Here is a 26,626-nt window from a genome sequence, read left to right on the forward strand (position 1 = left end):
AGTACGTCCAGTACGAGGACTTCCGGCCGGCACACCGAGAGCACGCACCGGACGCCGCTCCTTGACGGGCAAACGTTGCCTGCCGCGGCACTAGGGAGTCACGTCCGTGACCCTCCAGCGCTGGTTGGAACCGGAGTTGGCCTGCCAGGTCGTGACGGCCGCGCCCTCGTTCGTCGCCTGGCCGCCGACCTCGAGCAGGCGCCCGGTGGCCACGTTGACCAGGGTCCACGTCCCGTCACCGGTCGTCGACATGATCCACTCGGTGGCCGGGTCGCGCTCGCCGGTGTCCGGCTCGATCACGGGCACGTTGTCGCGGACGGCGAGGCGCTTGCCCTCGGCCGGGTTGGCGAAGACGTAACTCTGGCGGGCGCCGGTCTTGCCGTGCCGGGCGTCCAGCTGCCACTGCTGCGCGACGGTGCCGTTGGCCGACCCGATGACCAGGTTCGTGCCGCCCGCCGAGACGGTGACCGCCTTGCCGCTCTGCACGCCGGTCAGCGTGTACGAGTGGCCCTTGCTGAACAGGCCGGCGTTCTTCGCGACGCCCGAGACGCCCTTGACGGCGAAGGAGGTCACGGACTGGGCCGGGACGGTGTAGGTCGCCTTGCCGTCGACGACCTTGACCGGGGCCTGCTGCTGGAGCTTGCCGTCGGCGCTGGTCACGGTCGGCGTGACGGTCGCGTTGCCCTTGATGTTGCGGAACTTCGACAGGTCGAGGGTGACCGTGCGGGCCGCGGTGGTGCTGTTGACGTGGACGAGCGAGGCGCCCTTGCCGTCCTTCGTCACGGCGGCGGCGCTGGAGGTGTCGTCCACCTTGATCAGCTTGTCGCCGGGCTTGATGAAGTGGGTGAAGTTGCGGGCCGTGTCGAACTTGGTGTTCGTGTAGATCGGGCAGGATTGGAGCGTGTCCGTCTTGGTGCAGCTGAACGGCAGCTGGATGGAGCCCCAGTTGCCGCCCTTGGAGGACTCGCCGCCCGGCTTCATGTTGTCGTAGTCCTCGACCGGCTGCCAGAACGCCCAGGCGGTGGGCTCCAGTTCACGCAGGTCGTTCACGATCTGCTGGGCGAGCCCGAGGCCCGGCCGCATGTCGGTGAAGCTCTGCCCGTCGCCCCAGTCGCCCTCGACCTCGCTCATCCACAGCGGCTTGTCGGCGGCCTTGGCGAGGTCGCGCACCGTGGTGCGCTGCCCGGTGCCGTAGGTGTGGACGTTCATCTGGTCGACGAGGTCCTTGGACTCCTGCGAGTAGGAGTTCCAGTTCGTCGCGAAGATCGACGGGTTGGTCTCGTCCATCGCCGATATCTCGGCCTTGACCTTGGCCTTCTTCAGTGCGGGCGCCAGCGCGGCGAGCACCTTCTGCTGGAGCGCCGGCCCGATGTGGGCGCCCTCCTGCCGGCCGCCGACGGGCTGCCCGTTCGCGTCCAGCCGGGTGCCCCAGTAGCCGGTGTTGGGCTCGTTGAACGGGTCGATCGTGTCGACCTTGATGCCCTCGGACTTCTCCAGCCGCTTCGTCGCACCCGCCAGATAGGCGGCGAAGTCGTCGACCGAGTCGGTCTTCAGCTGGTCGGTGTTGGCGTTGAAGCCGCCGGAGACGTACCCGCTCTCCGTCATGAACCACGGCGGGGAGTTGCTGAACGTCTCCCAGTGGGTGATGTCCTTCTTGATGCGCTCCACCCACCAGCGCTGGGTGGCGTCGGCGTCCTTGTTCCAGTCCGCCGGGTCGTCCGCGCTCCACCAGTCGGTGTCCTCACGGGTGGTGCCCGCAGGCGCCTTCCACCATCCCTCGACGGCGCCGCCGGCCCGCAGATAGTCCGTGACGTCCGGGGCGTTGCCGCCGCCGATGTTGTAGCGGGCGATGTTCAGCGCCAGGCCGTCGTCGCCGAAGAGCAGCCCCGCGAGCTTCTCGCGGATCGCCGGGGGATAGTCGCCGGTGGCGTTGGCGAACCAGACGAGGCTGGTGCCCCAGCCCTCGAACTTCTCCTGCTGGTACGACGGGTCCGGCGTCACGGTGACGGCGGCCTCGGCGTGCGCCTGCACGGGGACGGCGAGCAGGGCGGCCCCGGTGGCCAGGGCGGTGAGTGCGGCGGCCCCGAGGGTCCGTCTGCTGCGGGTACGGCGTGCCATCTGTGCTCCCAACTGCGGTGCGGTCGCTGTGGTGGGCCCCTCCTGCCGGGCGGGCAGGAGGGGATGGCCCTCGGCACGGGTGAGTGCCGCGCCGAGGAGTCGTGAGGGGGACTTCACAGGCCGGGCTGCCGCACGACGGCGACTTCCCGCGGCCCGAGGACGAGGACGCCGTCCGCGGTCTCGGCGCCGATCAGCGCGGCTCCGGCCAGACCCGGGACCCGTACGGTGTCGTCGGTCCGGTTGACCAGGAACAGGAAGCGTTCCTCGGCGCCGCGCCGGACGGTCAGCTCGACCGACCCCCGTGCCTCCACGGGGAGTTCGCTGCGCACGCCGGCCGGTTCCAGCAGCCGCGGCAGCAGCGAGCGCAGCCCGTCGACCCCGAGCCGGGTGGAGACGTACGAGGCCGAGCCGCCGCCGGTCGAGCGGCGGGTCACGGCGGGGCGTCCGGCGTGGTCCCCGGTGCGGTAGTGCGCCAGGACCTCGGTGTCGCCGTCGGTGACGGTGATCCGGTCGGTCCACAGGCTGCCGGCGCCCGAGTCGTCCAGTTCCACGCTCTGCCCGGCGAGCAGCGGACCGAACTCCTCGATGCGGATGCCGAGCAGGTCGCGCAGGGCGCCCGGGTAGCCGCCGAGCCAGACGTGGTCGTTCTCGTCGACGATCCCGGAGAAGTACGTGGTGATCAGGTGGCCGCCCTGCTCGGCGTAGCGCGTGAGGTCCTTGGCCAGTTCGGCCGGGACGACGTGCAGCACGGGCGCGATCAGGACCTGGTGGCGGGAGAGTTCGGCCCGGGTGGTGACGAGGTCGGCGCGCACGCCCAGGGCGAGCAGCGCCGAGTACCAGTCGAGCGCCTCCTGACGGTAGTCCAGCAGGGAGGTGGGGTGGGAGTCCTGCTCACTGGCCCACCACGACTCCCAGTCGTAGAGGATGCCGACGGCCGCCGACTCCCGCTCCGAACCCGCCACCGGGGCGAGGGCCTTGAGCTTGGCGCCGAGGTCGGCCACCGCGCGGAACAGGTCGCTGTCCGCACCGGCGTGCGGGACCATCGCCGAGTGGTACTTCTCGGCACCGGCCGCCGACTGCCGCCACTGGAAGTAGCAGACCGCGTCCGCGCCGTGCGCCACGTGCAGCAGCGCGTCCCGGGCCAGCTCGCCGGGCCGCTTCGCCACGTTGACGGGCTGCCAGTTGACGGCGCTGGTGGAGTGCTCCATCAGGAACCAGGGCCGGCCGGCCGCGATGCCGCTGGTCAGGTTGGCGGAGAACGACAGCTCGTCGCGGTCCTGCGGGCCGGGGTGGACGTAGTGGTCGTTGGAGACGAAGTCGATCTCGCTCGCCCAGTCCGGGTAGTTCATGCCCTTGGTGTTGCCCATCACCATGAAGTTGGTGGTGACCGGGACGCCGGGCGTGATCTCCTTCAGGATCTCCCGCTCGGCTATGAGGTGGTCCTTCAGCGCGTCCGAGGAGAACCGCTTGAAGTCCAGCTGCTGGGTCGGGTTGGGGTGCGAGGCGGCCAGCCGCGGCGGCAGGATCTGCTCCCAGTCGCTGTAGCGCTGCGACCAGAACGCCGTGCCCCAGGCGTGGTTGAGCGCGTCGAGCGTGCCGTAGCGGGCGCGCAGCCAGACCCGGAAGGCGCGGGCCGCGTCGTCGGAGTAGTCGTAGACGTTGTGGCAGCCCAGCTCGTTGGAGACATGCCAGGCGACCAGGGCCGGGTGGTCCTTGTAGCGGTCCGCCATCTCGCGGACCAGGCGCAGGGCGTGCTCGCGGAAGACGGGCGAGGTGGGCCGCCAGTGCTGGCGGGCGCCCGGCCACAGCGTCTCGCCGTTCGCCGTCACCGGCAGGATCTCCGGGTGCGCGGTGGTCAGCCACGGCGGCGGGGAGGCGGTGGCGGTGGCCAGGTCGACGCCGATGCCGCCCGCGTGCAGCAGGTCCATGACCTCGTCGAGCCAGCCGAAGTCCCAGGTGTCCGGGCCCGGCTGGATCCGGGCCCAGGAGAAGATCCCCACGGAGACGACGTTGACGCCGGCCTCCTGCATCAGCCGGACGTCCTCCTCCCACACGTCCCGGGGCCACTGCTCGGGGTTGTAGTCGGCGCCGTAGGCCAGACGCGGCGCGGCGGGGTCACCGTCCGCCCCGCGCAGCATGCGGGACTGGAGGGTGGAGATCATGGCGGTCCTTCCGAAGGTGGTGCACGGGGGCGGCGCGGCCGAGGCGCCGCGCCGCCCGGCGCTTACTGCTTCTCTACTGCTACTTCTCTGGCGCTGCCTCGGTACTGCTACTTCTCGATGGTGAAGCCCTGCTCCTCGCCGTACTTGATCGAGGCGTCCTGCCAGGCCTTCAGACCGTCGGCCAGCTTGGTGCCGGAGACGTAGGCCTTGCCGACCGTGTCGTTGAAGATCGAGTTGGCGTACTGCTGGAACGGGAGGTACGACCAGTCGCTCGCCACGTTCGCGGCGGAGTCGGCGAAGATCTTGTTGGCTTCCTGCCCGCCGAAGTAGTCGAACTTCTTGCTCTGGAACGCGGGGGACTCCAGCTCCGCCTTGGTGGCGGGGAAGGCGCCCTCGCCGACGCGGGTGGCGACACCGGCACCGGAGTTGGCGTACTCGGTGAAGGCGTAGGCGAGTTCCTTGTTCTTGGCCAGCGTCGGGACCGCCAGCGAGCTGCCGCCGTTCTCCGCGCTCGCCTTGTCGCCCTTGGTCCAGGCCGGCATCGCCGCCGCGCGCCACTGGCCCTTGGCGTTCGGGACGCCGGTGGTGAAGTTGGCGGGCATCCAGGCGCCGGTGGCCAGGGTGGCGATGGTGCCGTCGCCCAGGCCCTTGTACCAGTCGTCGGTCCAGCCGGTGACCGGGGCGAGCAGCTTCTCGTTGATCAGCGTCTGCCAGACCGTCTCGAACTTCTTGGCGCCCGCGTCGTCGAAGTTGATGCTCACCTTGGTGCCGTCGACCTTGTAGGGCCGCGAACCGGCCTGCCACAGCAGGGAGGTGGTGAAGCCCGGGTCACCGGTGTCGTTGGCGATGTAGGCCTTCGGGTCGGCCTGGTGGAGCTTGCGGGCCGCGTTCAGGTACTCGTCCCAGGTGGTCGGGACGGCGATCTTGTACTTGTCGAAGACCGTCTTGTTGTAGAACAGCGCCATCGGGCCCGAGTCCATCGGCAGGCCGTAGACCTTGTCGCCGTCGCTGACCGCGTTCCACGGACCGGGCGTGTACTTCGACGCGAGCTTGTCGGCGCCGTACGGCGCCAGGTCGGTCAGACCCTTGGTGAGGGAGTACTGGCCCAGCGCGAAGTACTCGACCTGCGTGACGTCGGGGACGCCCTTGCCGGCGGAGATGGCGTTCGACAGCGCGGTGTAGTGCTTGTCGCCGGAGCGCTCGCTGACCAGGTTGACCTTGACCTTCGGGTACTTCTTCTGGAAGTCCGCGGCCACGGTCTTCAGGGTGGGCTCCCACGCCCAGACCGTGATGTCGCCGCCCTTGTCCAGGGCAGCCTGGATGTCGCCGGCGGAGACGGCCTTCGTGTCGGAGTCATCGTCCGAGCCGCCGCAGGCGGTGGCGCCGAGGGCGAGGGTGGAGACGAGGGCGATGCCGCGCAGGATGCGGCTCGTTGTTCTGCGCATGGGGCTTCCACTTCTTCGTGGGTGGGACAGGTGAGGGTGGGGGTGGTGCCGGTGTTGCTCACATGTGGGGCTCGGGGGCGCGGCCCACGTCACTCCTTGACACTTCCGGCGGCGAGGCCGGACTGCCAGTACTTCTGGAGGAACAGGAAGGCGGCGATCAGGGGAAGGATCGTGAGCAGGGACCCCGTGATCACCAGGTTGAAGATCACGTCGCCGCCGATGGTCTGGGCCTGGGAGCTCCAGGCGCTCAGCCCCAGCGTCAGCGGGTACCAGTCGGGGTCCTTCAGCATGATCAGCGGGAGGAAGTAGTTGTTCCAGGTGGCGACCGTGGTGAACAGCAGCACGGTCACGATCCCGGGGGCCAGCAGCGGCAGCACGACCTGGAAGAAGGTCCGCACCTCGCTCGCCCCGTCCATCCGGGCCGCCTCCAGCAGCTCGGTCGGGATCGCCTCCGCGGCGAACACCCACATCAGATAGAGGCCGAACGGCGACACCAGCGAGGGGATGATCACCGCCCAGGGGGTGTCGGTCAGTCCCATCTTGCTGAACATCAGGAACGTCGGCACCGCCAGCGCCGTACCCGGCACGGCCACCGCGCCGATCACCACGGCGAAGATCGCGCGCTTGCCGGGGAACTGGAACTTCGCCAGCGCGTACCCGCCCAGCACGGCCAGCAGCGTCGCGCCGCCCGCACCGAGCACCACGTACAGCAGGGTGTTCAGCAGCCAGCGGCCGAAGATGGCGTCGTGGTAGGTGAAGGTGTCCCGGATGTTGTCCCACAGGGCGAAGTCGTCGGCGAACCACAGGCCGTTCGAGTCGGCCAGGCCCGACTGGGTCTTCGTGGAGTTGATGACCAGCCAGATCAGCGGCACCACGGTGTAGAGGACCATCAGGGCCATCAGCGCCGTCAGCAGCACATTGCGCTTCGGCTTGCTCGGGTTGTGCTGTTTACGGGGGGTCCGCAGCCTGGGGGCGGTGCTCTTCACGGGGGAGGCGGTGACAGGGGTGCTCATCGGGTCACGCTCCCTTGCGCATGCCGCGCAGCTGGACGACGTAGGCGACGATCATCGTGATGACGCCCATGATGATGGCCACCGTCGCGGAGTAGTTGTGCTGCTGGCCGTTGAAGGACAGCGAGTACGTGTAGAAGTTCGGCGTGTAGTCCGTGGTGATGGAGTTCAGCGCCAGCGGACGCAGGATGTTCGGCTCGTTGAAGAGCTGGAAGCTGCCGATGATCGAGAAGATCGTCGCGATGACGATCGCGCCCCGGATCGCGGGCAGCTTGATCGACCTGATGATCCGCCACTGACCGGCGCCGTCGATCTCCGCCGCCTCGTACAGCGAGGTCGGGATGACCCGCAGCGCCGAGTAGAAGATCAGCATGTTGTAGCCGACGAACTCCCAGGTCACGATGTTGCCGATGGAGGCGAGCACCCAACCGGGGGAGAGCAGGTCGGGCAGGGTGACACCGAACGCGGAGTTGATGTCGCCCACCAGGCCGTACTTGGTGCCGTACATGAAGCCCCACATCAGGGTGGCGACCACGGCGGGCACGGCGTACGGCAGGAAGATCGTGATCCGGAAGAAGCTCTTGCCGTAGAGTCGGCCGCTGTCCAGTGCCAGCGCCACCAGCAGGGCGATGCCCAGCATGATCGGCACCTGGATCACCAGGAAGAGCGCCACCCGGCCGACCGCCGACCAGAACGCGTCGTCCTGCAGGGCCCGCGTGTAGTTGTCCAGGCCGACGAACTGGTTGCCGCCGATGAGCTGGTCCCGGAACAGGCTCAGGTAGATCGAGTACGCGATCGGAGCCAGGAACACCAGGGCGAACACGGCCACGAAGGGGCCGATGAAGCCCCACCCCGTCCAGGATCGGCGGTCCCGTTTCGCCGGCGGAGGTGCCGGCCGCGGCTCGGCGGCCACCGGCGGTTGCAGCGTCGTCATGTCGTTCCTCGCTCGTCCAGTCCTGGAACCGGTAGGTGTTGCGCGGAGATTTCCGACCGCCCCACCGACACCATGATGTTTACGCAAACATCAGCCACGCAAGAGGCTCGGTGAACTGTTATGTTTACGTAAACATCTGATGGCGGCATGTCTACACTGCCCCGATAACGATGGTCAAGGGTCCTCTGGGGAGACAGTGACACCCGAGCCGACAGAGAGGTGGGCCCACCGAGTGGACATGGCTGAAAGAGCACCGGCGAGGGCGGCGGGACGTCCTCGGGCCACGGCCTCCATGGCGGACGTCGCCCGGCTCGCCGGCGTGTCCTCGCAGACCGTCTCCCGCGTCTCCAACGGCTACGCGGGAGTGAACGAGGAGACCCGGCAGCAGGTGCTCGAGGCCATGAAGGAGCTCGGCTACCGGCCCAACAGCGCCGCCCGTGCCCTCAAGCGCGGGGAGTTCCGCACCATCGGCGTCATCACCTTCACGCTGTCCACCACCGGCAACGTGCGCACCCTGGAGGCCATCGCCACCTCGGCGGCCGCCGAAGGGTACGCGGTGACACTGCTCCCGGTGGCCGTCCCCACCAGCGACGAGGTGCGCGGCGCGTTCTCCCGGCTGGAGGAGCTCGCCGTCGACGCGGTGATCGTCATCATGGAGGTGCACCTGCTGGACGCGGCGACCGTCAAACTCCCGCCGCACGTCCAGGTGGTGGTGGTCGACTCCGACGCCGGCGACCACTACACCGTCGTCGACACCGACCAGGCCGGCGGCACCCGCACCGCCGTCCAGCATCTTCTCGACCTCGGCCACCAAACCGTCTGGCATCTGGGCGGCCCCGCGGACTCGTTCGCCGCGCAGCGCCGCGCGGACGCCTGGCGCGCCGCCCTGGTCGAGGCGGACCGCACCCCGCCGCCCCTCGTCCGAGGCGACTGGTCGGCGGAGTCCGGCTACCGGGCCGGCCTCGAGCTCGCGGCCCGGGAGGAGTGCACGGCGGTCTTCGCGGCCAACGACCAGATGGCCCTGGGCCTGCTGCGCGCCCTGCACGAACGGGGCCGCCGGGTGCCCGAGGACGTCAGCGTCATCGGCTTCGACGACATCCCCGAGGCGGGTTCCTTCCTGCCCCCGCTCACCACCCTGCACCAGGACTTCGCCGAGGTCGGCCGCCTCTGCGTCCAGGCGGTCCTGCGCAAGATGCGCCCGGACGGTTCGGAACACGGAACGACGCTGGTGCCCACGCGGCTCGTACTGCGGGACAGCACGGCTCCGCCGCGGGGGGTTCGGCAGCCGTAGCGGCGGCTGGGACCGGGGAGGGGCGCGTCGGACTGCCGGTGAGGGCGGGCAGGCGTACGAGGCGTCGCTGCGCCGCGGGAGGGGCGTGTGCGGGTCGCCGGTGCGGGTGGCACGGCCGGCTGCGGCCGGGGGGCTCGCCCTCCTCCTTCGCGGCCGCCCGTCGTGCGGCAGGCCGCGGAGACGGCGGGCGGCGCGGCTGTGGAGCCGTGCTCCGGCCCTGTCCCGCTAACTCGGGTGTTCGCCGATGGCGCGGGCCGCTGTGCGCCAGGCCGTGGTGACGGCGCGCTGGGCGGCTGTCGTGCCGCTTTCTGTTTCCTTGGGGAGGCGCAGGGGCGCGCCGAGGTGGACGTGGCAGTGGGGGCGGCGGATCGGGGCCGTCAGCGTGCCCGCCAGTTGCTTCGCGGCAGAGCCCGACGCGATGCGGCGGGCGCCCGCGTGGCCCACCGGTACGACCAGCGCACCCGTCGTCTGCGCCAGCCGGGCGAGGCCGGTGCGGAACGGCTCGGGCGCAGTGGCCGCCGCGTCCCGGCGGCGCGGCAGTCCGCCCTCGCCGTAGAGAAGGACGTGCCGCCCGCCGGCCAGCGCCTCGGCGGCGGCGTCGAGGGCCAGCGCCGCGTGCGCGGTCCGGCGGCGGACCGGGATGTGGCCCTCGCGGGTCAGCGCCCTGCCGAGCAGCGGTATGCGCCACAGCCCCGCCGTCGCCATGACCACCGGCTCCAGCTCGTACTGCCGCAGCGCGGTCATGACGACGGCGGGGTCGGCCATGGAGTCGTGGTTGGCCACGAAGATGGTCCCCGCGGGCAGACGCAGCTTGATCTCACTGGTGACGGTGAGCCGCCCGAAGAACGGCGTCAGGGCGATGACGGCACGGCTGAACACGAGGGAGCCTCTCCGCTGAAAGGTGATCGGAGCCCCAGTCTGGTCGTGCGGCGAGGTCCGAGCCTGAGTACGGCTACTCAGATCCAGGCACCGGGCCGCTCGCGGACCGCCGCTCCCACAAGGGAAGATGGGTTGCGCAGGTCAATGATCACAGACGCGGAGGAGCGGGCACATGCAGCACGAGCGAGCGGGCCGGGCGGCCGGCCCCGAGGATCTCGTCGACGTCGCCCGGCTGGTCACCGCGTACTACGCGCTGCACCCCGACCCGGCCGACCCGGTGCAGCGCGTGGCGTTCGGCACCTCCGGGCACCGGGGATCGTCGCTGAACACGGCGTTCAACGAGGACCACATCGCCGCGACCAGCCAGGCCATCTGCGAGTACCGCGCGGCCCAGGGCACGGACGGCCCCCTCTTCCTCGGCGCCGACAGCCACGCCCTGTCCGAGCCCGCCCGGGTCACCGCGCTGGAGGTCTTCGCGGCCAACGGGGTGAGCGTGCTCATCGACGACGCCGACGGCTACACCCCCACGCCCGCCGTCTCGCACGCGATCCTCACCCACAACCGAGGGCGCGCCGCCGCCCTCGCCGACGGCGTGGTCGTCACCCCGTCGCACAACCCGCCCGCCGACGGCGGCTTCAAGTACAACCCGCCGAGCGGCGGCCCCGCCGGCTCCGACGCCACCTCCTGGATCCAGGACCGGGCCAACGAGATCATCACGGCCGGCCTGAAGGACGTCCGGCGCATCCCCTGCGTCCGGGCGCTCGCCGCGCCCACGACCGGCCGCTACGACTTCCTCGGCACGTACGTCGCCGACCTGCCGAACGTCCTCGACCTGGACGCGATCCGCGCGGCCGGCGTCCGGATCGGCGCCGACCCGCTCGGCGGGGCTTCCGTCGCCTACTGGGGCCGGATCGCCGAGCAGCACCGGCTCGACCTGACGGTCGTCAATCCGCTCACCGACCCCACCTGGCGTTTCATGACGCTCGACTGGGACGGCAAGATCCGCATGGACTGCTCGTCGCCGTACGCGATGGCCTCCCTCATCGACCAGCGGGACCGCTTCCGGATCGCGACCGGCAACGACGCCGACGCCGACCGGCACGGCATCGTCACGCCGGACGCGGGCCTGATGAACCCCAACCACTACCTGGCCGCCGCCATCGCCTACCTTTTCGCCCACCGCGAGCAGTGGCCCGCCGCCGCGGGCATCGGCAAGACGCTGGTGTCCTCCTCGATGATCGACCGGGTCGCCGCCGACCTCGGGCGCCGGCTGGTCGAGGTGCCCGTCGGCTTCAAGTGGTTCGTGGACGGGCTGGTCGACGGCTCGCTCGGCTTCGGCGGCGAGGAGTCGGCCGGCGCGTCCTTCCTGCGCCGCGACGGCTCCGTCTGGACCACGGACAAGGACGGCATCATCCTGGCGCTGCTGGCCTCCGAGATCACGGCGGTCACCGGAAAGACGCCGTCCGAGCACTACGCCGGTCTGACGGAACGCTTCGGCTCGCCCGCCTACGCCCGCATCGACGCCGCGGCCACCCGGAAGGAGAAGGCGCTGCTCGGCAGGCTCTCGCCCGCACAGGTCACCGCCGACACCCTGGCCGGGGAGGCGGTCACCGGCGTGCTCACCGAGGCCCCGGGCAACGGCGCGTCCATCGGCGGCATCAAGGTCACCACCGCCAACGCCTGGTTCGCGGCCCGCCCCTCGGGCACCGAGGACGTCTACAAGATCTACGCCGAGTCGTTCCTCGGCCCGGACCACCTCCGCCGCGTCCAGGAGGAGGCCAAGGAGGTGGTGGACGCGGCGCTCGCCGGCTGAGCCCGCGTCTTCCATATGACGCGCGCCACATCTCTGCCCCGGAACTCGGCCCGCGGCCGGTCCGACTACTGAATCGGTACGGCGCGATCCCGGCGACGTCGTACGACGTGGTCTGGAGACGCGGTTGATGGACGAGTTCCGGCAAGCATCCCTGCTCGGTGCGGGCGCGGCCGTACGGAGAGCCGCGCCCCCGCCCGCCCTCTGCGGCTTCCTCCTGTTACTGGTCCTGATCTTCGCGCTGTCGTACGCGTCCGGCGCGGCCGCCGGCCCCGTCGCACCCGGAATGCACGGCGTCCGAACCGGCGCGGACGACGACGGCGGTGGCGGCGAAGGCGGTGGCGGGGGAGCCGGGGACACGGGCGACACCGGTGACATGGGCGGCATGGACGGCATGCACGGGGGAGGCGGCTGATGGGCGCGGACCCGATGACCACCGTGCTCATCACCGATCTGACCGTGGGCGGCATGACCTGCGGCGCCTGCGTGACCCGGGTCGAGAAGAAGCTCGGCAGGCTGGACGGCGTCACGGCGACCGTCAACCTCGCCACCGGATGGGCCCGGGTGAGCCACCCGGCGGACATCAGCCGTGACGAACTCGTCGCGACCGTCGAGAAGGCCGGCTACACCGCCGCCCTGCCCGAGCCGCCCGGCAAACGGCAGCCCGCAGGCACAGACGCAGCCGCAGACGACAGCGGCGGCGAGGCCGAGGCCGCCCGGCAGCAGCGGCACCGACTGGTCGTCACCGCCCTGCTCGCGCTCCCCGTGCTCGTCCTGTCGATGGCGCCCGTCCTTCAGTTCCGCAACTGGCAGTGGCTGTGCTTCGTGCTCGCCGCGCCCGTCGCCGTATGGGGCGCCTGGCCCTTTCACGAGCGTGCGGTACGAGGGCTGCGGCACTCCGCCGCGACCATGGACACGCTGGTCTCGCTGGGCGTGGCGGCGTCCTTCGGCTGGTCGGCGTACGCGCTGTTCCTCGGGGGAGCCGGCGACCCCGGCATGCGCATGCCGTTCACGCTGGTGCCGACCGCCTCGGACGGCGTCGCCCACGTCTGTCTCGAAGCGGCCGTCGGCGTACCGCTGTTCGTGCTGGCCGGGCGGTTCCTGGAGGCGCGGGCCCGGCGAGGGACCGGGGCGGCGCTGCGCTCGCTGGCCCGGCTCGCGGCCAAGGAGGTGTCCGTCCGTGCGGACGGCGACGGCTCCGAACGGCTCGTCCCCATCGAGGAGTTGGGGGTCGGGCAGGTCTTCGTCGTGCGGCCGGGGGAGCGGGTCGCCACCGACGGCGAGGTGGTGGAGGGCAGTTCGGCCGTCGACCTGTCCCTGGTCACCGGAGAGAGCGAGCCCGTCGAGGTGGGACCGGGGTCCGCGGTGGTCGGCGGGGCCGTCAACGCCGGCGGGCTGCTGCTCGTCCGGGCCACGGCCGTCGGAGCCGACACCCAACTGGCCCGGATCGCCCGGCTGGTGACCGAGGCGCAGGCCGGGAAGGCGCGGGCGCAGCGGCTGGCCGACTCGGTGGCCGGGGTCTTCGTGCCCGTCGTGCTGGCGCTGGCCGTCACCGCCCTCGGGTTCTGGCTGGGCGCCGGGGCCGATCCGCAGGCGGCCGTCACCGCGAGCGTGGCCGTCCTGGTCGTGGCCTGCCCGTGCGCGCTGGGCCTCGCGACCCCGACCGCGCTGATGGCCGCGACCGGCCGGGGTGCGCAACTGGGCATCCTGGTCACCGGGCCGCAGGCGCTGGAGGGGCTGCAGCACCTCGATGTCGTCGTCCTGGACAAGACCGGCACGCTGACCTCCGGGCACATGAGCGTCGCCCGCGTCACCGCGGTGCCGGACGGGCTCGGCCGCGACGAGGCGCTGTGGCTGGCGGGGGCCGTCGAGCAGGGCTCGGAGCATCCGCTGGGCCGGGCCGTCTGCGCGTACGCCCGGCGGGAGTCGGGCGAACGGCGACTGCCGGGGGTGAGCGACTTCGCAGCCCTGCCCGGGCGGGGCGTGCGCGGCCTGGTGGCGGGGCGGCTGGTCGAAGTCCTCGCGCCGGACGACGAGTTGCCCGCTGTCCTGGAGAAAGCGCTGGCGCAGGCCGAATCCGCCGCCCGCACGCCCGTGCTGGTCCGGGTGGACGGCCACGCCGAGGCCCTGCTCGAGATCGGGGACGTCGTGCGGCCCGGAAGCTACCGGGCGGTGGACCGGCTGCGGCGGCTCGGGGTCCGCCCGGTGCTCGCCACCGGCGACCGGGAGGCGCCCGCCCGGGCCGTCGCCGGGGCGCTCGGCATCGAGGAGGTGCACGCCCGCCGCAGCCCGGAGGAGAAGGCCGACCTCGTACGGGACCCCAAGGAACAGGGCTACCGCGTCGCGGTCGTCGGCGACGGGGTGAACGACGCCGCCGCGCTGGCCGTCGCCGACCTCGGGATCGCCATGGGCAGCGGCACGGACGCGGCCATCGGCGCCGCGGACGTCACCCTCGTCCGCGGCGACATCGAGGCCCTCGCGGACGCGGTACGGCTCGCCCGGCGCACTCTGGGCACCATCCGCGTCAACCTGGTGTGGGCCTTCGGCTACAACGTGCTCACCGTCCCGCCGGCCTTGGTCGGCCTGCTCAACCCGATGCTCGCCGCGGCGGCCATGTCGGCGAGCTCGGTGCTCGTCGTCGCCAACAGCCTGCGGCTGCGGGCCTGGCAGCCCACGCCCGGGTCCAGGCTCGTGCGCGTCAGGAGGGCTGCCGGATGACCGAACAGGCGCTGCGGCGGCCCGCCCGCCGCCGACTCACCGACTCCCTGCTCGCCGCGCTCGCGCCGGTCGCCGCGTGCGGTCTCGCAATCGGCGGACTGAGCGCCTGGACCGCTTACGGCAACGCGGGCAGTCCGGCGCGTATCGAGGTCACCGAGGGCAAGGTGTTCCTGCCCTCCGCAGGCGTCGCGGAGACGGCCGCCTTCTTTCGCGTCACCAACAGCGGGGGTTCGGCGGACCGGCTGCTGAAGGTGACCTCCGCCGAGGCCGGGACGGGCGCGTCCCGCCTCAGTCGGCACCGCATGGCCGGTACCGGCTCGGCCTCCGCGCAGACGGTCGACTCCGTCGCCGTCGCGGCCGGCGAGAGCCTCGCCATGTCGCCGAACGGCCTCGACGTCATCGTGCCGGCGAAACCGGGCTGGGAATCGGGCGATCTCGTCTCGTTCGCCCTGCACTTCGAGCACAGCGGCACCGTCCGGACCCTCGCGGTGGTCGTCCGCCCGGGCCGGGACAGCACAGGAAATTGAGCGACGATGAAAGGGGGGTAGGAGTTAAACGGGGGCAGGAATTCAACCAGTGAAATCCCTGTGCTTTCCAGCCGACGGTTCCGCACGGTCGGCTCCCAGGGGCCGGCCGCACGGCCCTGCCCGGGCGCGCCTTCCGCCGACGGGTGGCCGACCTCGACGCGGCTCGGACGGCGGCCCTGCGCGCCGTCCCACGACCTCGAAGTCACCTGGGCCGACGTCCTGTCGGCGGTCACCGCGGCCGCGCTGCACCACGCGACCGGCGCCCCGGAGACCGTCCTCGGCCTGCCGGTGACGGGCCGACTCGGCTCCGTCGCCCTCCGGGTGCCCTGCACGGTCCGCAACATCCTGCCCCTGCGGGTGCGCGTCGCCCACTCTGGCCCGCGCCCTCGCGCAGCGCCCCCAGCTGCTGGTCCTGGACGAACTCACCAACCACCTCGACATCCGCGCCCGGTTCGAACTCCTGGACCTGATCCGCAGCACCGGCATCACCACCCTGGCCGTCCTGCACGACCTCGACCTGGCCGCCCGCCTCTGCGATCACCTCGTGGTGCTGCACGAGGGCGAAGTGGTCGCGGCGGGCCCGGTGTTGGAGGTCCTCACCCCGGACCTCCTGCGCGACGTGTTCGGCGTACGGGGCGGCACGGAACGGCATGCCGACGGCGTCGTCCGCATCACCTACGCGGCTTGGGCCCGTGGCCCTGGACCGGGAGGCGGCCGACGGTCCGGCGGCGCCGGTCCTCGCACCCCTTCAGGATTCCGCAGGAGTCGGCGACTGATCACCCCTCGCGCCGGCACAAGGGCACTCCAGGAGATGCGCGAACCTGTTCGACTCTGCCCTGTTCCGACAGAATCGCGTAACCCTTCTCTTACTGACGTCGAACCGGTTTCCCAGCGGCCTGGTGGTGTGCCACACTTCAGCGCTCAGTCTCGCTCCATCCATGATCCGTCATCGTAGAAAGTGCTCCGCTGCCGCATGGATCTGCTGATCGGAATCGCAGAGAAGACCGCATCCGCTCTTGCCGCCTCGGGACTCTCGCTGTTGGGTCTGAGGATGCTCAGGCCGCGAATCGATATCTCTCCCGAAATCTCCGCCTGGTGGTCCGAGGAGAAACAGGATTTTCGCTACAGCATCAAGATCTCCAACAAGACTCGACGTGCGCTCGTCGAGCCTCGATTCGAATTGACGCTCCTCTATCCGAACGAGCGCGACGCCACGAAGAGCAAGCTCATTCCCCGAGACCGGCCGGACCCGATGTCGATCAGCGGGCGCAAGAAGAACAAGAGCAACGGCAAGGAGCTCGGGACCTACACCATCACCTACGGAGGAAAGGAAGCGGATCTCGTTCTGCTCGCCGGTCAGCGTACGCACGGCAATGCCGACCGGGCCACCTTCCGGTTCCGCTGTTTCGTGCGGGACGGCTTTTCCGGGATCGGCAGGCAGTTCGAGATGCGGTACGAAGTGCCTGCCGATTCGATCGTCTTCGGAACATTCAAAAAGGGGCGGGTGTTCGGCATCGACGAGCAGGCGCCGAAACAGGAGTGGACGCAGAAGGTGGCCGCGGCCTTCGCGGGCAGTGGGTCGGCGCCTGCGGCGGTCGGTCGCGTGCCACGCGTACGGAACGGGGACGAGTCGCCCCTGCCGGTCGGCGAAGAGCGAGGCACGCCTGCCGGTGAGGATGAACCCGCTGGTCACTGAGCCGGTCGCGGAGCCGGTACCGCAACCACGGAGATGTCCCGCACGATGTCGCGCGTCCGCTCCGTGAAGCGCTCGTCGGGTCGTCGGATGTCGTCGCCGATCGCGGAGACGACATCCGCGCCCCGGAGCAGGGGAACGCGGTGCAGCGGCCATTTGGTGGTCATGAGGAGATCATGGTCGTCGGGATTTCGATCCAGGTGTTCCCGCACCATGCGATAGCCGGCCAGGTACACGTGATCCTTGATGAAACCGCCCGGTTCGGCGGTGTCGACGAGTCCGCGTTTCACCCGTGTCGCCACGTCGAAGGCCGCCTCGACCGGAAGGAAAGGCAGCAGGGCGTCGACGACGTCCACGAAACTCCCGCGCAACGCCGTGTGCACGGCGACGACGCGCAGAGCGAATCTCGGGTCGAGGGATTTTCCGCCGGTCGCGCGCTGCTCGTTCCAGACGGCCAGGCCTTCTTCCGTGGCGGTGGCCCCGGACAGCCGGACGCAGAGGACGTCGGCCACCCGGTGCGCGTTCTCCCATCGAAAGACATGGGTGCCGATCTCGTGCGTGATGAGCCCGACGAGCTCGTTCTCCCCGAGGCGTAGATCCGCGCGGATGTTCACCGACCGGTTCCCTGACCTGACGCTCATGCGGGCGGCCATCTCTGGATGGATCTGGGGTTTCCAATCGGTCAGCCCCTGTGCGGCGAGTGTCTTTTCCACGGCCTCCAGGACATCCGCGGCGGAGAACATCCGCTCCTCCTCGGGGGGCGTCCGCTCGCTCCCCGCTCGTAGGAATTCGAGGGCTTCGGCGAGCAGTGCTTCGTCGGGCACCCCGTTCTCATCGGCCAATTCCCGAGTCATACGGTCGGCGTCGTGACTCACGCAGGCCTGGAATCTCGCGAGGTACTTCGACGCCTCGTCCGCGATCAACCGGATCAACGGGTCGTCGTGCGCACCGTATTCGTCCACGATCCGCTGGAGGGGGTCGATGCGGGCCGGATCGCTCTCGGGGTAGGTGAACACCGGACTGCGTGGAGATCCTCGCCGCATATCGCGGACGAATCTCTCCCGCCGGCTCTCGATGTCGTTCGGCAGTACCGCCTTGAGGAGCGAGGCCCGGTTCAGGGCGGCTTCGAACAGCCGGGCCGGAGCATCGGCGCCGTGCATGCTCTCGATCGATATGTTCACGCTCGGGTGCCCCTTGGAGTGCGTATCGAGACCGTCTGTGACCGAAGACCGTTGCGGTGGGCATCCTCCTCGCCCGTGTCGGTGGGGCGCAATACGGGCCCGGCTCTCTCCAGGCCGCGTTTCGGCCCGAGCCTCAGGGCCGCTATCATCCTGTAAAGGTAAAATATGAGGTTTGCCCGATGTGGCTGCCCTCCTGACGAGCCGCCGTCCCGCCGGAGTGATCAATGTCCCGCAAGCGCCCCACGGAGGACGGCGACGAGCTGCTGGCCAGACTCGGTTCGCTGACCGCGCAGGCGCGCGAGCGCGCGGAGCTGCAACGCTCCCGCGTCGAGCTGGCCCTCGCCCTCCAGCGCGGCATGCTGCCCAGGGACCTGCCCGTGGCCCCCGGCTACCGGCTGGCCGTGAAGTACGCGCCCGCCTGCCACGGCCTCAACGTGGGCGGCGACTGGTACGACGCCTTCACCATGCCCGACGGGCGCATAGGCGTGTCCATCGGCGACGTCCAGGGCCACAACACAGAGGCGACCGCGTTCATGGGCCAGGTCCGGGTCGGCCTGCGCGCCCTGGCCTCCGTGACCGGCGAGCCCGGCGAGCTCCTCGCCCGAACCAACGACCTGCTGCTCTCCCTCGGCAGCGACCTCTTCGCCACCTGCACCTTCATGCGGCTCGACCCCGCCACCGGGGTCCTGGAGAGCGCCCGGGCCGGTCACATCCCGTGCGTGTGGGCCACGGCGGACGGCAAGTCCGGCGTCGCCGAGGACGAGGGCGGACCGCCCCTCGGGGTCCAGGAGGGCATGGACTATCCGGTCACCCGCTACCGCCTCACCAAGGGCGGGGTGTTCGTCCTGCTCACGGACGGTGTCGTCGAGGGCCCGACCCTGAGCGTCGAAGAGGGTCTGGACCAGGTCGTACGGCTCGCGGGCATCGCCGCCGTCGCGGGCATGACGGCGGGCTCGCTCGCCGCCGCGGTGATCAAGGGCGCCGAGCGCGTGGGACACGAGGACGACGCCGCCGTACTGGTGGTGGGCCACGACGCACTGGTGGGGCCGGAGATACCCCGGGTTCAGCCATAGGGCCCCAAGGGGCCCGTCACGGCGCGTCCCACCGCGCCGACTGCGCCGCGCCGGTGTCTGATGGCTGCTGTGGTGGGTACCCCGGATCTGCGCCGACCAGCCGCCCTCGCGGTCCTGACGCTGGCCGTCGCGCTCAGCTACTACGCGGCCGGGCGGCTGGGACTCATGCGGGAGCTCGTCGTCGAGGGCGCGGTCTTCACCCCCGTCTGGCCGCCCACCGGAGTGGCGGTGGCCTGTCTGCTGATCTTCGGGCTCCGTACCTGGGCGGGCATCGCCCTCGGGGCCCTCCTCGTCATCATGTCCCTGACCTCGCTGCGGCCCGTGGTGCTGGGCAACCTGGTAGGCAACACCGCAGCCCCCGTCTGCGCGTACCTCATGCTCCGCAAGGTGGGCTTCCGCAACGACCTCGCCCGGCTGCGGGACGGCCTCGCCCTGGTCTTCCTGGGCGCCCTCACCGCCATGCTCCTCAGCTCGACCGTGGGCGTGGGCCTCCTGGTCCTCACCGGCAGGCTCGACCCGCAGAGCTTCTGGCCCGTCTGGCTGGCCTGGTGGGTCGGCGACGCGATGGGCGTGCTGATCGTGACGCCGGTCCTGCTCGTGCTGCACGCGGTACAACGCCCCCTGCGGCTGTCCCGCTGGAAAGAGGCCTCGGGCCTGGCCCTCGTCTCTCTCGCCCTCGTCCCGCTGGCCACGCACAGCCCCGTCAGCCTGCTGTTCCTCGTCTACCCCATGCTGATCTGGGCGGCACTGCGGTTCCAGCTCGCCGGCAGCATGCTGTGCGCCCTCTTCACCTCGGTCATGGCCACGATCGCCGCGACGGACGAGGTCGGTCCGTTCGAACGCCTGTCCCGCGTGGAAGTGATGATCAAGCTCCAGGCCTTCAACGGGACGATGGCCCTGACCGCGCTGCTGCTGTCCGCGGTGATCACCGAGCAGCGCAACACCAGACGCTCCGTGGAACGCGCCTGCCAGGAACTGGTCGAGGTCCTGGAACACCTCACCGCCGGCGAGATCCCGCCCGGCCGGTCGGCGAAGGACTCCGAGCGCTGAGAGCGGGGAGGTCGGCGAGGGCGATTGTCAGTGCCTGCGCCTACGGTTTGATCAGTGGGACCCGCCGGAACGGCCGCGGGTCCACCCTGGGGAGGGGTCTGCCATGTCTACCGGGTCCAGCACGGTGTCGACGACGTATCTGGAGCTGTCGCAGGACGGCGACGGTGCGCACAAGTTCTACGAAGTGACCGTCGACGGCGCGGTGGTGACGGTGCGGTACGGGCGGATCGGCGCCGCCGGCCAACTGCAGACGACGACGTTCCCGACGGCCGAGAAGGCCCGGGCCGCCGCCGCGAAGAAGGTCGGGGAGAAGGTCCGCAAGGGATACGCCCCGGCCGTCGCCGGCCAGCGGGCCCCGCGTTCGGTGACCCGCCGTCAGGTGACCTCGGCGCCCTCCACCGCACGCGCCGTGGCGCCCGTGCTGTGGCGGTTCGCCACCGGCTCCTCGGCGTTCGGCATCCATGTGGACGACGACCACTGCTGGGTCGGCAACCAGTCGGGCGACGTCTACACCCTGGACCACGACGGCGGCGTCCTCGCCCGCTTCAGCCTGCCGGACGGCGTGAAGTGCCTGGTCGCCGACGAGTTCTGGATCTACGCCGGGTGTGACGACGGCAAGGTCTACGACCTGTCCTCGAAGCTGCCGTTCGCGGCGTACGACATCTCGGCCGACGTCGACATCTTCTGGCTGGACATCCACGAGGGCATCCTGAACGTCTCCGACCGCGAGGGTCGGCTCACCGTGATCGACCACGAGGACGAACACCAGTGGGCCCGGCGCAGCCAGGGCGAGCACGCCTGGATGGTCCGCGCCGACGACCGTGCCGTGTACCACGGCCACCACGCGGGCGTCACCGCCTACGCCCCCGACGGCGGCGGCGAACTCTGGCACACGCCCACCCGCGGCGGAGTCCTGTTCGGCTGGCAGGAGGACGACGCCGTGTACGCGGGCACCGCCCACCGGGTGGTCCAGCGGCTGTCGAAGGCGACCGGCACGGTCGAGGCCACGTACAGCTGCGACAGCGCCGTGTACTCGTGCGCCACCTCGCCGGGCGGGCGCTTCGTGTTCGCCGGTGACGCGTCGTCGTCCGTCTACTGCTTCGACCGGGACGGCACACGGCTGTGGAAGCTCGGCACCGGCGGCGGCTCGGCCCTGTCGATGCAGTACCGCGACGACCGCCTCTACCTGGTGACCACGGACGGCTCGCTGGTGTGCGTGGACGCGAGCGAGACGGCCGTCGCCGCGGCCCAGCAGGGCACGGTGCCGGTGGCCCGGGACGTCAAGCTCGCCGCCGCGCTGCCGACCTATGCCCCGGCCACGGCCGCCGCGGCGGTGGCCACCCTGGCCCAGGCGCCCTCCGGCGCGATCGTCGTCGAGTGCGTCCAGGAGGCCGGCCGCGTCCGGGTGCACGTCGTCTCCGACGGCTACGACACGTCGTGGAACGTCCAGTTCCCGCGCGAGATACGCGAGCCCGGCGCCCGCTACGTCGTCGATGCCCTGCACACGGCGGCCGGCGGTTTCTACCGCGTCCGCGGGGACATCCGCCGCCTGCTGTGAGCGGGGGCGTCGACGACGTGGCGGGGCGGCTACGGCTTGCGGGCCAGGCCGCCGTGCTCGCCGATGACCGCCGGGGCCGGGGCAGCGGCCTCCGGACGCCAGAGGGGGACCGAGACCACGCCGGGGTCCAAGAGCTCCAGGCCGTCGAAGTACGCCGTGATCTCGTCCACGGAGCGCAGGTTGTAGGGCACGGCGCCGCTCTCGTTGTACGCGTCCTGTGCCTGCTCGAAGACCGGGTCGATGCCCCGCGAACCGTCGTTCACCGAGAGGTGGCTGCCGGACGGCAGTTCCGCCATCAGTCGGGTGACGATCGAGCGGGCCCGGTCGTAGTCGGCGACGTGCCCCAGGATGTTGCTGAGGATGAGCGCGGTGGGGCGGCTGAAGTCCAGGGTCTCGGCGGCGGCCGCCAGGATGCGCTCCGGGTCCAGGACGTCGGCGTCGACGTAGGCGGTCGCGCCCTCGGGCGTGGAGGTCAGCAGGGCGCGGGCGTGCGCGAGCACCAGCGGGTCGTTGTCGACGTAGACGATCCGCGACTCGGGGGCGAGGCGCTGGGCGACCTCGTGGGTGTTGTCGGCGGTCGGCAGGCCCGTCCCGACGTCCAGGAACTGCCGTATGCCCGCCTCGGCGACCAGGTGGGTGATGTTGCGGCGCAGAAAGGCGCGGCTGCTGCGGGCGATGGTGACGATGCCCGGGAAGACGTCGGTGTACGCGTCGCCCGCCTGCTCGTCGACGGGGTAGTTGTCCTTCCCGCCCAGCCAGTAGTTCCAGATGCGGGCCGAGTGCGGCACCGACGTGTCGATGTTCTGCTGGTCGGTCATGAGGTGCGTCCGTCTTTCAGCCGAGGCGTGAGTAGTTCGAGCTTCAACTTACGTCCCAATGACCCTTTCGCGTACACCAGTTCGCGTTTTCGATCGGCTCGAACAGTACTTTCACGTGTACCTGGCTCAGTGGCCGCCGGAAGGACGGTCGCATCCGGTGTGGTCGGGATAGCCGGCGAAGGCGTCCACCTGTGTGCCGCCGGAGTTCATCGTGCCTTCCAGGCACAGCGGCCGGGCGTCGACCAGGAAGCTCACGCCGGCGGAGCCGTTCTGGTACGACTGCACCTTCCCGGCGGAGTAGCCGAGTCCGGTCAGCGCGCCACGGGTGCTCTCCGGGGCGAAGTCGCCGCGCTCGCGCAGCGGTTCCAGCGCGGCCTCGATGCGCTCGGCGGCCGCGAGCCCGTCGCAGCGGCGCTCACCGTGCAAGGGGATCGGCACCATGAAGCCATGGTTCTCGGCGTAGTGGTCGACGGGCGGTGTGGTGGAGACGGAGGGGGAGTCGGCGGGCCCTCTCGACGTGGGCGTCGGCGAGGGGCTCTCGCCGGGGCACGGGAAGTCCACCGACGCGCTCGGCGTCCGGGCCGCGGCCCGCGACGAACCGCCGTCCCCGGCCGCGTCCCCCGCCCGCTCGGACCCGCACCCCGCGACCAGCAAGGCCAGCGCCGCCAGCATCGGTGTCCCGAGCCCGGCTCCTCCACGTCTCGTCCTCGTCATCTGCCGATCCTCGCCTGCGCCGCGGCGCACGTCATGAGTTCTCGTACTCATGAAGGCCGCCGCCCGCGCCGGTAGCGTGGCCGTGTGATGGTGGGCGCCCGGGAGACCCGGCTGATCGTGCTGCGCGGCAACAGCGCCTCGGGCAAGTCGTCGGTGGCCGCCGGTCTCCGCGACCGGTTCGGCCGGGGTCTGGCCCTGGTCGCGCAGGACAACCTCCGGCGCGTCGTGCTGCGCGAGCACGACCGGCCCGGCGCGGCGAACATCGGGCTGATCGACGCCGTCGCCCGCTACTCCCTGGACGCCGGGTACCACGTCGTCCTCGAGGGCATCCTGTACGCCGACCGCTACGGCGCCATGCTCGCGCGCCTGCGCGCGGACCACCGCGGCCCGACCCACGGCTACTACCTGCACGTGCCGTTCGCCGAGACCCTCCTGCGCCACTCGACCAAGCCGATCGCCGACGAGGTCGGCGAGTCGGACCTGCGCGACTGGTACCGGGACCTCGATCTGCTGCCGGACGGCACCGAGACCGTCATCGGCGCCGACAGCACCCGCACGCAGACCGTCGACCGCATCATGCTCGACACGGGCCTGGACCGCCTGCCGGCCCGGGAGCCCTAGGGGGCCGGCGGGCTACGGCTTGATGCCCACGCCCGTCCAGAGGCTGACCTCGGCGTCCGTGGCCTCGGGGCCGCTGTCCGGACGCCAGCGGTGGCCGACCGTGACGCCCGGGGCGAGCAGGTCCAGCCCGTCGAAGAAGCGGGCGACGTCGTTCTGCGAGCGGAACTGCACCGGTGTTCCGGCGCTCGTGTAGATGTCGGTGACCTTCTGCCAGGTGGCCGGGTCGAAGTCGGGCGTGCAGTGGCTGAGAGCCAGCGCGCTGCCCGAGGGAAGCACGGCCAGCAGTCGGCTCACGATGCCGTACGGGTCCTGGGCGTCGGTGACGAAGTGCATGAGGGCGTTCAGCGACAGGGCGACGGGCTTGTCCAGGTCCAGCACCTCGGCCAGCGCGGGCGAGTCGAGCAGCGTGCCGGGGTCGTTGACGTCGGCCTCGACGTACGTCGTGCGTCCCTGGGCCGTGCTGCGCATCAGCCGCTCGGCGTACTTCAGGACGAGGGGGTCGTTGTCGGCGTAGACCACCCGTGCCTCGGGCACCACGGACTGGGCGACCTGGTGCAGGTTCGGCTCGGTCGGGATGCCGGTGCCGATGTCCAGCCACTGGCGTATGCCGTGCTCCTGCGCGAGGACCCGGGTCGCGCGGTGCATGAAGGCGCGGTTCTCCCGGGCGCACACGAAGATGCCCGGGTAGGCCGCGGCGACGGTCTCGGCCGCCTGCTTGTCGACCTCGAAGTGGTCCTTCCCACCGAGGTAGTAGTCGTACATCCGGGCGGAGTGCGGCCTGCTGGTGTCGATGTCCCGCGCGGAGTTCGAGGTGGTCATGTGCGGTGCCCTTCGGTGGTGTGCGTGGGGGTGTGGTTGATCAGTTTTCAGCCGGCCGCGAGGTGGTCGGCGAGGCCCCGTTTGACTCCCGCGACGAACGCGGCCATCTCCTCGGGGGTGTAGATCAGCGCGGGACCGGCGGGGTCCGTCGACTGCCGCATCGCGACACGGCCGTCGGAGAGCTGCTTCGTCTGCACGCACTGGCCCCCGTTGGGGCCGCTCCACGGGGACTCCCAGCCCTGCTCGCCGAGGTCGGCGGCGGGCATCCCGTTGTAGACGTCGTGGACCTGGCTGTCGATGCCGCTCATGAGTACTCCTTGCGCATACGGTTCAGGAGTGCCCTGCTGACCGTGTCCGAGGTCAGCAGGGACATGCGGTTGTGCGCCTCCAGATGCGCCGCGACGTCGGAGCGCTGGTCCAGGTACACGGCACCGGAGAGGATCTCGGTGTAGACGATGTCGGGCAGCTCGGGTTCCTCGAACCGGAAGTAGGTGTACGGGGCGCACGCGCCGACATGGGCGCCGGCCGTGAACGGCACGACGTCGACGCTCACATGCTCCAGCTCCGAGACCTCCAGCAGCCGGTCGATCTGCTCCCGCATCACCTCGGGAGACCCCACCACCCGGTGCAGCACGGTCTCCTCCATCACCACCCACAGCGTGGGGGCGTCGGCTTTCTCCAACAGGCTCTGGCGCCGCAGCCGCAGGTCCACGCGCCGCCGCAGGTCCTCGTCGTGGTCGTTGGGGAAGCCCCCGCTCAGGACCGCGCGGGCGTAGCGGGGGGTCTGCAGCAGCCCCGTGACGTAGTGGGGCTCGTAGGTGCGCAGGGTCTTGGCGCCGGTCTCCAGGCTCACGTAACCGCTGAACCAGTTCGGCAGCACATCCCGGTACGGATGCCACCAGCCGGGCTCGTTGGCCCGCTCGGCGAGGGCGACGAACTCCTCGATCTCCTGCGGGTCGGCCCCGTAGGTCTCGAGCAGGATCTCCACGTAGAGCGGTTTGAGGCCGACCTCCGCCTTCTCCAGCCGGCGGATGGTCAGGGGCTTGACCCGCAGGGCCCTGGCCGCGTCCTCCAGCGACGCGCCCGCGTTCTGGCGCCGCTCCTGGAGCCGCCGGCCGAGGATCATGCGCAGAACGGTGGGCGCGCCGGTGCCGCTGCTGCCCGTGCCCGAACGGCCTTCGCTCACGCCCTGCCTCCTGAAGGTCACTCACCCTGAAAGTCCGTCACCACTACCGGTCCGTCACCACGACGGCTCCGTCATCGCCAACGGTCCGACCGCTACCAGTCTGACGGTGACCTGATGAGGTGAACAGACAGATATCGGCTTGTTGAAATTATCAGGCAGTCGGTTGCAGCCTGAACTTAGGTGCGAGCATAGTTAGTCGTGTGAACCGCGCCGCCGAACTCGAGCGTTCTCCCAGCAACCTCCCCCACCCCTGCCGGAGTCGGGCCGCTCGGGCGTTCACGGCGCAGGGCCCGCCCGGAACACCCTCTCCTCCCAGGCCTCTTGCTCACCTTCCCCGGCCTTCGGCCGCTGCTCCCGCCCCCCACGGAAGGCGACCATCGTGACCCCCCACACGATTTCCCCTCAGCCCTTGGACACCTGGAGCCCGGACCGCACACACTGGCTCGAACTCCCGGCACACCGCTCCAGCGTCTCGGTGGCCCGCCACTCCATGAGCGCGCGACTGAGCGCGTGGCGGCTGCCGGGCGAGCTGTGCGCGGACGCCGTGCTGCTCCTGTCCGAACTGGCCACCAACGCCATACGGCACACCCTCGGCACCCGGTTCCTGTGCGGCGTCGGGCTCGTCACGGAGGGCTGCCTGCGCCTGGAGGTGCACGACCAGGACCGCACCGGCCGCGGCCTGCCCCGCTGCGAGCCCGGTCCGGACGACGAGGGCGGCCGCGGACTGCTCCTCGTGGAGCAACTCGCCGAGACCTGGGGAGTCGACCGCTCGAGACTCACGGGAGGCAACGCGGTATGGGCGACCCTGACGGCCTGAACGAACCAGGGGCGGTGACGAGTGCTGTGACCGCATGCCAGATCGTGTGCCGGGACGGCACGAGGTCGGTGCGCTACCGGCGGGCTGTGCGCTCGCCGGTGGTGGCCGGCCTAGGGGGCTTCTGATGGATCTCCGTGGGAGAAGGAGCGGCGTTCGGTGCGTGCTCTCGGTGTGCCGGGCGAGAGTCCTCGTAGCGGAGCTA

23 protein-coding genes and 1 pseudogene are annotated in these 26,626 nt (G+C 70.8%); 12 read left to right on the forward strand and 12 right to left on the reverse strand.

Going from position 1 to position 26,626, the window contains the following annotated elements; all coding sequences use genetic code 11:
• Positions 1 to 90 precede the first annotated feature (90 nt).
• The 5 genes from AB0J04_RS37530 to AB0J04_RS37550 all read right to left on the reverse strand — a co-directional run bounded on the left by AB0J04_RS37530 (position 91) and on the right by AB0J04_RS37550 (position 7,669).
• Positions 91 to 2,118 carry a glycoside hydrolase gene (locus tag AB0J04_RS37530; RefSeq protein WP_363173101.1) on the reverse strand — a complete coding sequence of 676 codons (2,028 nt, stop codon included), beginning with the start codon at positions 2,116 to 2,118 and terminating at the stop codon, positions 91 to 93.
• Positions 2,119 to 2,231: 113 nt separating this feature from the next.
• Positions 2,232 to 4,280, reverse strand: a complete 2,049-nt coding sequence (locus AB0J04_RS37535) for a beta-galactosidase (protein ID WP_363173103.1) — start codon at positions 4,278 to 4,280, stop codon at positions 2,232 to 2,234.
• Between the two features lie 107 nt (positions 4,281 to 4,387).
• Positions 4,388 to 5,725, reverse strand: a complete 1,338-nt coding sequence (locus tag AB0J04_RS37540; protein ID WP_363173104.1) for a sugar ABC transporter substrate-binding protein — start codon at positions 5,723 to 5,725, stop codon at positions 4,388 to 4,390.
• An 89-nt stretch (positions 5,726 to 5,814) separates the two neighbouring features.
• The gene (locus AB0J04_RS37545) at positions 5,815 to 6,738 is read right to left on the reverse strand and encodes a carbohydrate ABC transporter permease (protein WP_363173105.1); all 924 of its coding nucleotides are present in this window, start codon (positions 6,736 to 6,738) and stop codon (positions 5,815 to 5,817) included.
• Positions 6,739 to 6,742: 4 nt separating this feature from the next.
• Entirely contained in the window at positions 6,743 to 7,669 is a 927-nt protein-coding gene (locus tag AB0J04_RS37550) for a sugar ABC transporter permease (RefSeq protein WP_363173106.1), read from the reverse strand.
• A gap of 238 nt (positions 7,670 to 7,907) precedes the next feature.
• Between AB0J04_RS37550 and AB0J04_RS37555 the strand changes: the two genes are divergently transcribed.
• Entirely contained in the window at positions 7,908 to 8,960 is a 1,053-nt protein-coding gene (locus tag AB0J04_RS37555; RefSeq protein ID WP_363173107.1) for a LacI family DNA-binding transcriptional regulator, read from the forward strand.
• Between the two features lie 225 nt (positions 8,961 to 9,185).
• On the opposite strand, the gene AB0J04_RS37560 is transcribed toward AB0J04_RS37555, so the two are convergent.
• A complete protein-coding gene (locus tag AB0J04_RS37560; protein ID WP_363173108.1) occupies positions 9,186 to 9,839 on the reverse strand; it encodes a lysophospholipid acyltransferase family protein in 654 nt (217 codons plus the stop codon).
• A gap of 172 nt (positions 9,840 to 10,011) precedes the next feature.
• Here AB0J04_RS37560 and pgm point away from each other — a divergent pair, with 172 nt between their 5' ends.
• The 6 genes and pseudogenes from pgm (at position 10,012) to AB0J04_RS37590 (ending at position 16,590) form a co-directional block, all read left to right on the forward strand.
• Positions 10,012 to 11,652: a phosphoglucomutase (alpha-D-glucose-1,6-bisphosphate-dependent) gene (gene pgm / locus AB0J04_RS37565; protein WP_363173109.1), complete on the forward strand. Its 1,641-nt coding sequence runs from the start codon at positions 10,012 to 10,014 to the stop codon at positions 11,650 to 11,652.
• Between the two features lie 127 nt (positions 11,653 to 11,779).
• Positions 11,780 to 12,064, forward strand: a complete 285-nt coding sequence (locus AB0J04_RS37570; RefSeq protein WP_363173110.1) for a hypothetical protein — start codon at positions 11,780 to 11,782, stop codon at positions 12,062 to 12,064.
• Positions 12,064 to 14,367: a heavy metal translocating P-type ATPase gene (locus AB0J04_RS37575; protein WP_363173111.1), complete on the forward strand. Its 2,304-nt coding sequence runs from the start codon at positions 12,064 to 12,066 to the stop codon at positions 14,365 to 14,367. Before AB0J04_RS37570 ends, AB0J04_RS37575 begins: the two co-directional genes overlap by 1 nt.
• Positions 14,364 to 14,894: a copper chaperone PCu(A)C gene (locus AB0J04_RS37580; protein ID WP_363173112.1), complete on the forward strand. Its 531-nt coding sequence runs from the start codon at positions 14,364 to 14,366 to the stop codon at positions 14,892 to 14,894. Before AB0J04_RS37575 ends, AB0J04_RS37580 begins: the two co-directional genes overlap by 4 nt.
• A 373-nt stretch (positions 14,895 to 15,267) precedes the next feature.
• Positions 15,268 to 15,670, forward strand: a pseudogene (locus AB0J04_RS37585) (ABC transporter ATP-binding protein); the annotation flags it as partial.
• Positions 15,671 to 15,867: 197 nt separating this feature from the next.
• Entirely contained in the window at positions 15,868 to 16,590 is a 723-nt protein-coding gene (locus AB0J04_RS37590) for a hypothetical protein (RefSeq protein WP_363173113.1), read from the forward strand.
• On the opposite strand, the gene AB0J04_RS37595 is transcribed toward AB0J04_RS37590, so the two are convergent.
• Entirely contained in the window at positions 16,584 to 17,768 is a 1,185-nt protein-coding gene (locus AB0J04_RS37595; RefSeq protein WP_363173114.1) for a tyrosine/phenylalanine carboxypeptidase domain-containing protein, read from the reverse strand. The two genes, AB0J04_RS37590 and AB0J04_RS37595, sit on opposite strands and share 7 nt — an antisense overlap.
• Positions 17,769 to 17,992: 224 nt before the next feature.
• Here AB0J04_RS37595 and AB0J04_RS37600 point away from each other — a divergent pair, with 224 nt between their 5' ends.
• From AB0J04_RS37600 to AB0J04_RS37610, 3 genes are all read left to right on the forward strand, one after another.
• Positions 17,993 to 18,841, forward strand: coding sequence for a PP2C family protein-serine/threonine phosphatase (locus AB0J04_RS37600; RefSeq protein ID WP_363173115.1), 849 nt, complete (start codon positions 17,993 to 17,995; stop codon positions 18,839 to 18,841).
• Positions 18,842 to 18,901: 60 nt separating this feature from the next.
• Positions 18,902 to 19,891 (forward strand): MASE1 domain-containing protein, encoded by a 990-nt coding sequence (locus tag AB0J04_RS37605; protein ID WP_363173116.1) that lies wholly within the window; start codon positions 18,902 to 18,904, stop codon positions 19,889 to 19,891.
• A gap of 103 nt (positions 19,892 to 19,994) precedes the next feature.
• Complete coding sequence (locus AB0J04_RS37610; RefSeq protein WP_363173117.1) at positions 19,995 to 21,449, forward strand: WGR domain-containing protein; 1,455 nt, start codon at positions 19,995 to 19,997, stop codon at positions 21,447 to 21,449.
• A gap of 29 nt (positions 21,450 to 21,478) precedes the next feature.
• Here AB0J04_RS37610 and AB0J04_RS37615 read toward each other — a convergent pair whose 3' ends face one another.
• Together AB0J04_RS37615 and AB0J04_RS37620 are read right to left on the reverse strand one after the other, a co-directional pair.
• A complete protein-coding gene (locus AB0J04_RS37615; RefSeq protein ID WP_363173118.1) occupies positions 21,479 to 22,267 on the reverse strand; it encodes an SAM-dependent methyltransferase in 789 nt (262 codons plus the stop codon).
• A gap of 126 nt (positions 22,268 to 22,393) precedes the next feature.
• A complete protein-coding gene (locus AB0J04_RS37620; protein WP_363173119.1) occupies positions 22,394 to 22,981 on the reverse strand; it encodes a hypothetical protein in 588 nt (195 codons plus the stop codon).
• A gap of 87 nt (positions 22,982 to 23,068) precedes the next feature.
• Between AB0J04_RS37620 and AB0J04_RS37625 the strand changes: the two genes are divergently transcribed.
• Positions 23,069 to 23,602, forward strand: a complete 534-nt coding sequence (locus AB0J04_RS37625) for a kinase (RefSeq protein WP_363173125.1) — start codon at positions 23,069 to 23,071, stop codon at positions 23,600 to 23,602.
• Between the two features lie 12 nt (positions 23,603 to 23,614).
• Here AB0J04_RS37625 and AB0J04_RS37630 read toward each other — a convergent pair whose 3' ends face one another.
• Genes AB0J04_RS37630 through AB0J04_RS37640 form a run of 3 tightly spaced genes read right to left on the reverse strand, consistent with a single transcriptional unit; the run spans position 23,615 to position 25,607 of the window.
• Positions 23,615 to 24,421 carry an SAM-dependent methyltransferase gene (locus AB0J04_RS37630; protein WP_363173120.1) on the reverse strand — a complete coding sequence of 269 codons (807 nt, stop codon included), beginning with the start codon at positions 24,419 to 24,421 and terminating at the stop codon, positions 23,615 to 23,617.
• Between the two features lie 47 nt (positions 24,422 to 24,468).
• The gene (locus AB0J04_RS37635) at positions 24,469 to 24,729 is read right to left on the reverse strand and encodes a DUF397 domain-containing protein (RefSeq protein WP_363173122.1); all 261 of its coding nucleotides are present in this window, start codon (positions 24,727 to 24,729) and stop codon (positions 24,469 to 24,471) included.
• The gene (locus tag AB0J04_RS37640; RefSeq protein ID WP_363173123.1) at positions 24,726 to 25,607 is read right to left on the reverse strand and encodes a helix-turn-helix transcriptional regulator; all 882 of its coding nucleotides are present in this window, start codon (positions 25,605 to 25,607) and stop codon (positions 24,726 to 24,728) included. The genes AB0J04_RS37635 and AB0J04_RS37640 overlap by 4 nt, the downstream gene beginning before the upstream one ends.
• 379 nt (positions 25,608 to 25,986) lie before the next feature.
• On the opposite strand from AB0J04_RS37640, the gene AB0J04_RS37645 reads away from it, so the two are divergent.
• Positions 25,987 to 26,424, forward strand: coding sequence for an ATP-binding protein (locus tag AB0J04_RS37645; protein WP_363173124.1), 438 nt, complete (start codon positions 25,987 to 25,989; stop codon positions 26,422 to 26,424).
• The last annotated feature ends 202 nt before the right edge of the window (positions 26,425 to 26,626 follow it).

This window comes from Streptomyces sp. NPDC050263 (genome assembly GCF_040655955.1).
In the GTDB taxonomy this organism is placed as follows: Bacteria; Actinomycetota; Actinomycetes; order Streptomycetales; family Streptomycetaceae; genus Streptomyces.

Bases quoted from the DNA above. Each gene is read 5' to 3' on its own strand.
- AB0J04_RS37605 (WP_363173116.1), top strand. From the start codon at position 18,902: ATGGCTGCTGTGGTGGGTACCCCGGATCTGCGCCGACCAGCCGCCCTC.
- AB0J04_RS37590 (WP_363173113.1), top strand. From the start codon at position 15,868: ATGGATCTGCTGATCGGAATCGCAGAGAAGACCGCATCCGCTCTTGCC.
- AB0J04_RS37550 (WP_363173106.1), bottom strand. From the start codon at position 7,669: ATGACGACGCTGCAACCGCCGGTGGCCGCCGAGCCGCGGCCGGCACCT.
- AB0J04_RS37635 (WP_363173122.1), bottom strand. From the start codon at position 24,729: ATGAGCGGCATCGACAGCCAGGTCCACGACGTCTACAACGGGATGCCC.
- AB0J04_RS37625 (WP_363173125.1), top strand. From the start codon at position 23,069: ATGGTGGGCGCCCGGGAGACCCGGCTGATCGTGCTGCGCGGCAACAGC.
- AB0J04_RS37600 (WP_363173115.1), top strand. From the start codon at position 17,993: ATGTCCCGCAAGCGCCCCACGGAGGACGGCGACGAGCTGCTGGCCAGA.
- AB0J04_RS37580 (WP_363173112.1), top strand. From the start codon at position 14,364: ATGACCGAACAGGCGCTGCGGCGGCCCGCCCGCCGCCGACTCACCGAC.
- AB0J04_RS37530 (WP_363173101.1), bottom strand. From the start codon at position 2,118: ATGGCACGCCGTACCCGCAGCAGACGGACCCTCGGGGCCGCCGCACTC.
- AB0J04_RS37545 (WP_363173105.1), bottom strand. From the start codon at position 6,738: ATGAGCACCCCTGTCACCGCCTCCCCCGTGAAGAGCACCGCCCCCAGG.
- pgm (WP_363173109.1), top strand. From the start codon at position 10,012: ATGCAGCACGAGCGAGCGGGCCGGGCGGCCGGCCCCGAGGATCTCGTC.
- AB0J04_RS37630 (WP_363173120.1), bottom strand. From the start codon at position 24,421: ATGACCACCTCGAACTCCGCGCGGGACATCGACACCAGCAGGCCGCAC.
- AB0J04_RS37540 (WP_363173104.1), bottom strand. From the start codon at position 5,725: ATGCGCAGAACAACGAGCCGCATCCTGCGCGGCATCGCCCTCGTCTCC.
- AB0J04_RS37535 (WP_363173103.1), bottom strand. From the start codon at position 4,280: ATGATCTCCACCCTCCAGTCCCGCATGCTGCGCGGGGCGGACGGTGAC.
- AB0J04_RS37610 (WP_363173117.1), top strand. From the start codon at position 19,995: ATGTCTACCGGGTCCAGCACGGTGTCGACGACGTATCTGGAGCTGTCG.
- AB0J04_RS37555 (WP_363173107.1), top strand. From the start codon at position 7,908: ATGGCTGAAAGAGCACCGGCGAGGGCGGCGGGACGTCCTCGGGCCACG.
- AB0J04_RS37575 (WP_363173111.1), top strand. From the start codon at position 12,064: ATGGGCGCGGACCCGATGACCACCGTGCTCATCACCGATCTGACCGTG.
- AB0J04_RS37615 (WP_363173118.1), bottom strand. From the start codon at position 22,267: ATGACCGACCAGCAGAACATCGACACGTCGGTGCCGCACTCGGCCCGC.
- AB0J04_RS37620 (WP_363173119.1), bottom strand. From the start codon at position 22,981: ATGACGAGGACGAGACGTGGAGGAGCCGGGCTCGGGACACCGATGCTG.
- AB0J04_RS37570 (WP_363173110.1), top strand. From the start codon at position 11,780: ATGGACGAGTTCCGGCAAGCATCCCTGCTCGGTGCGGGCGCGGCCGTA.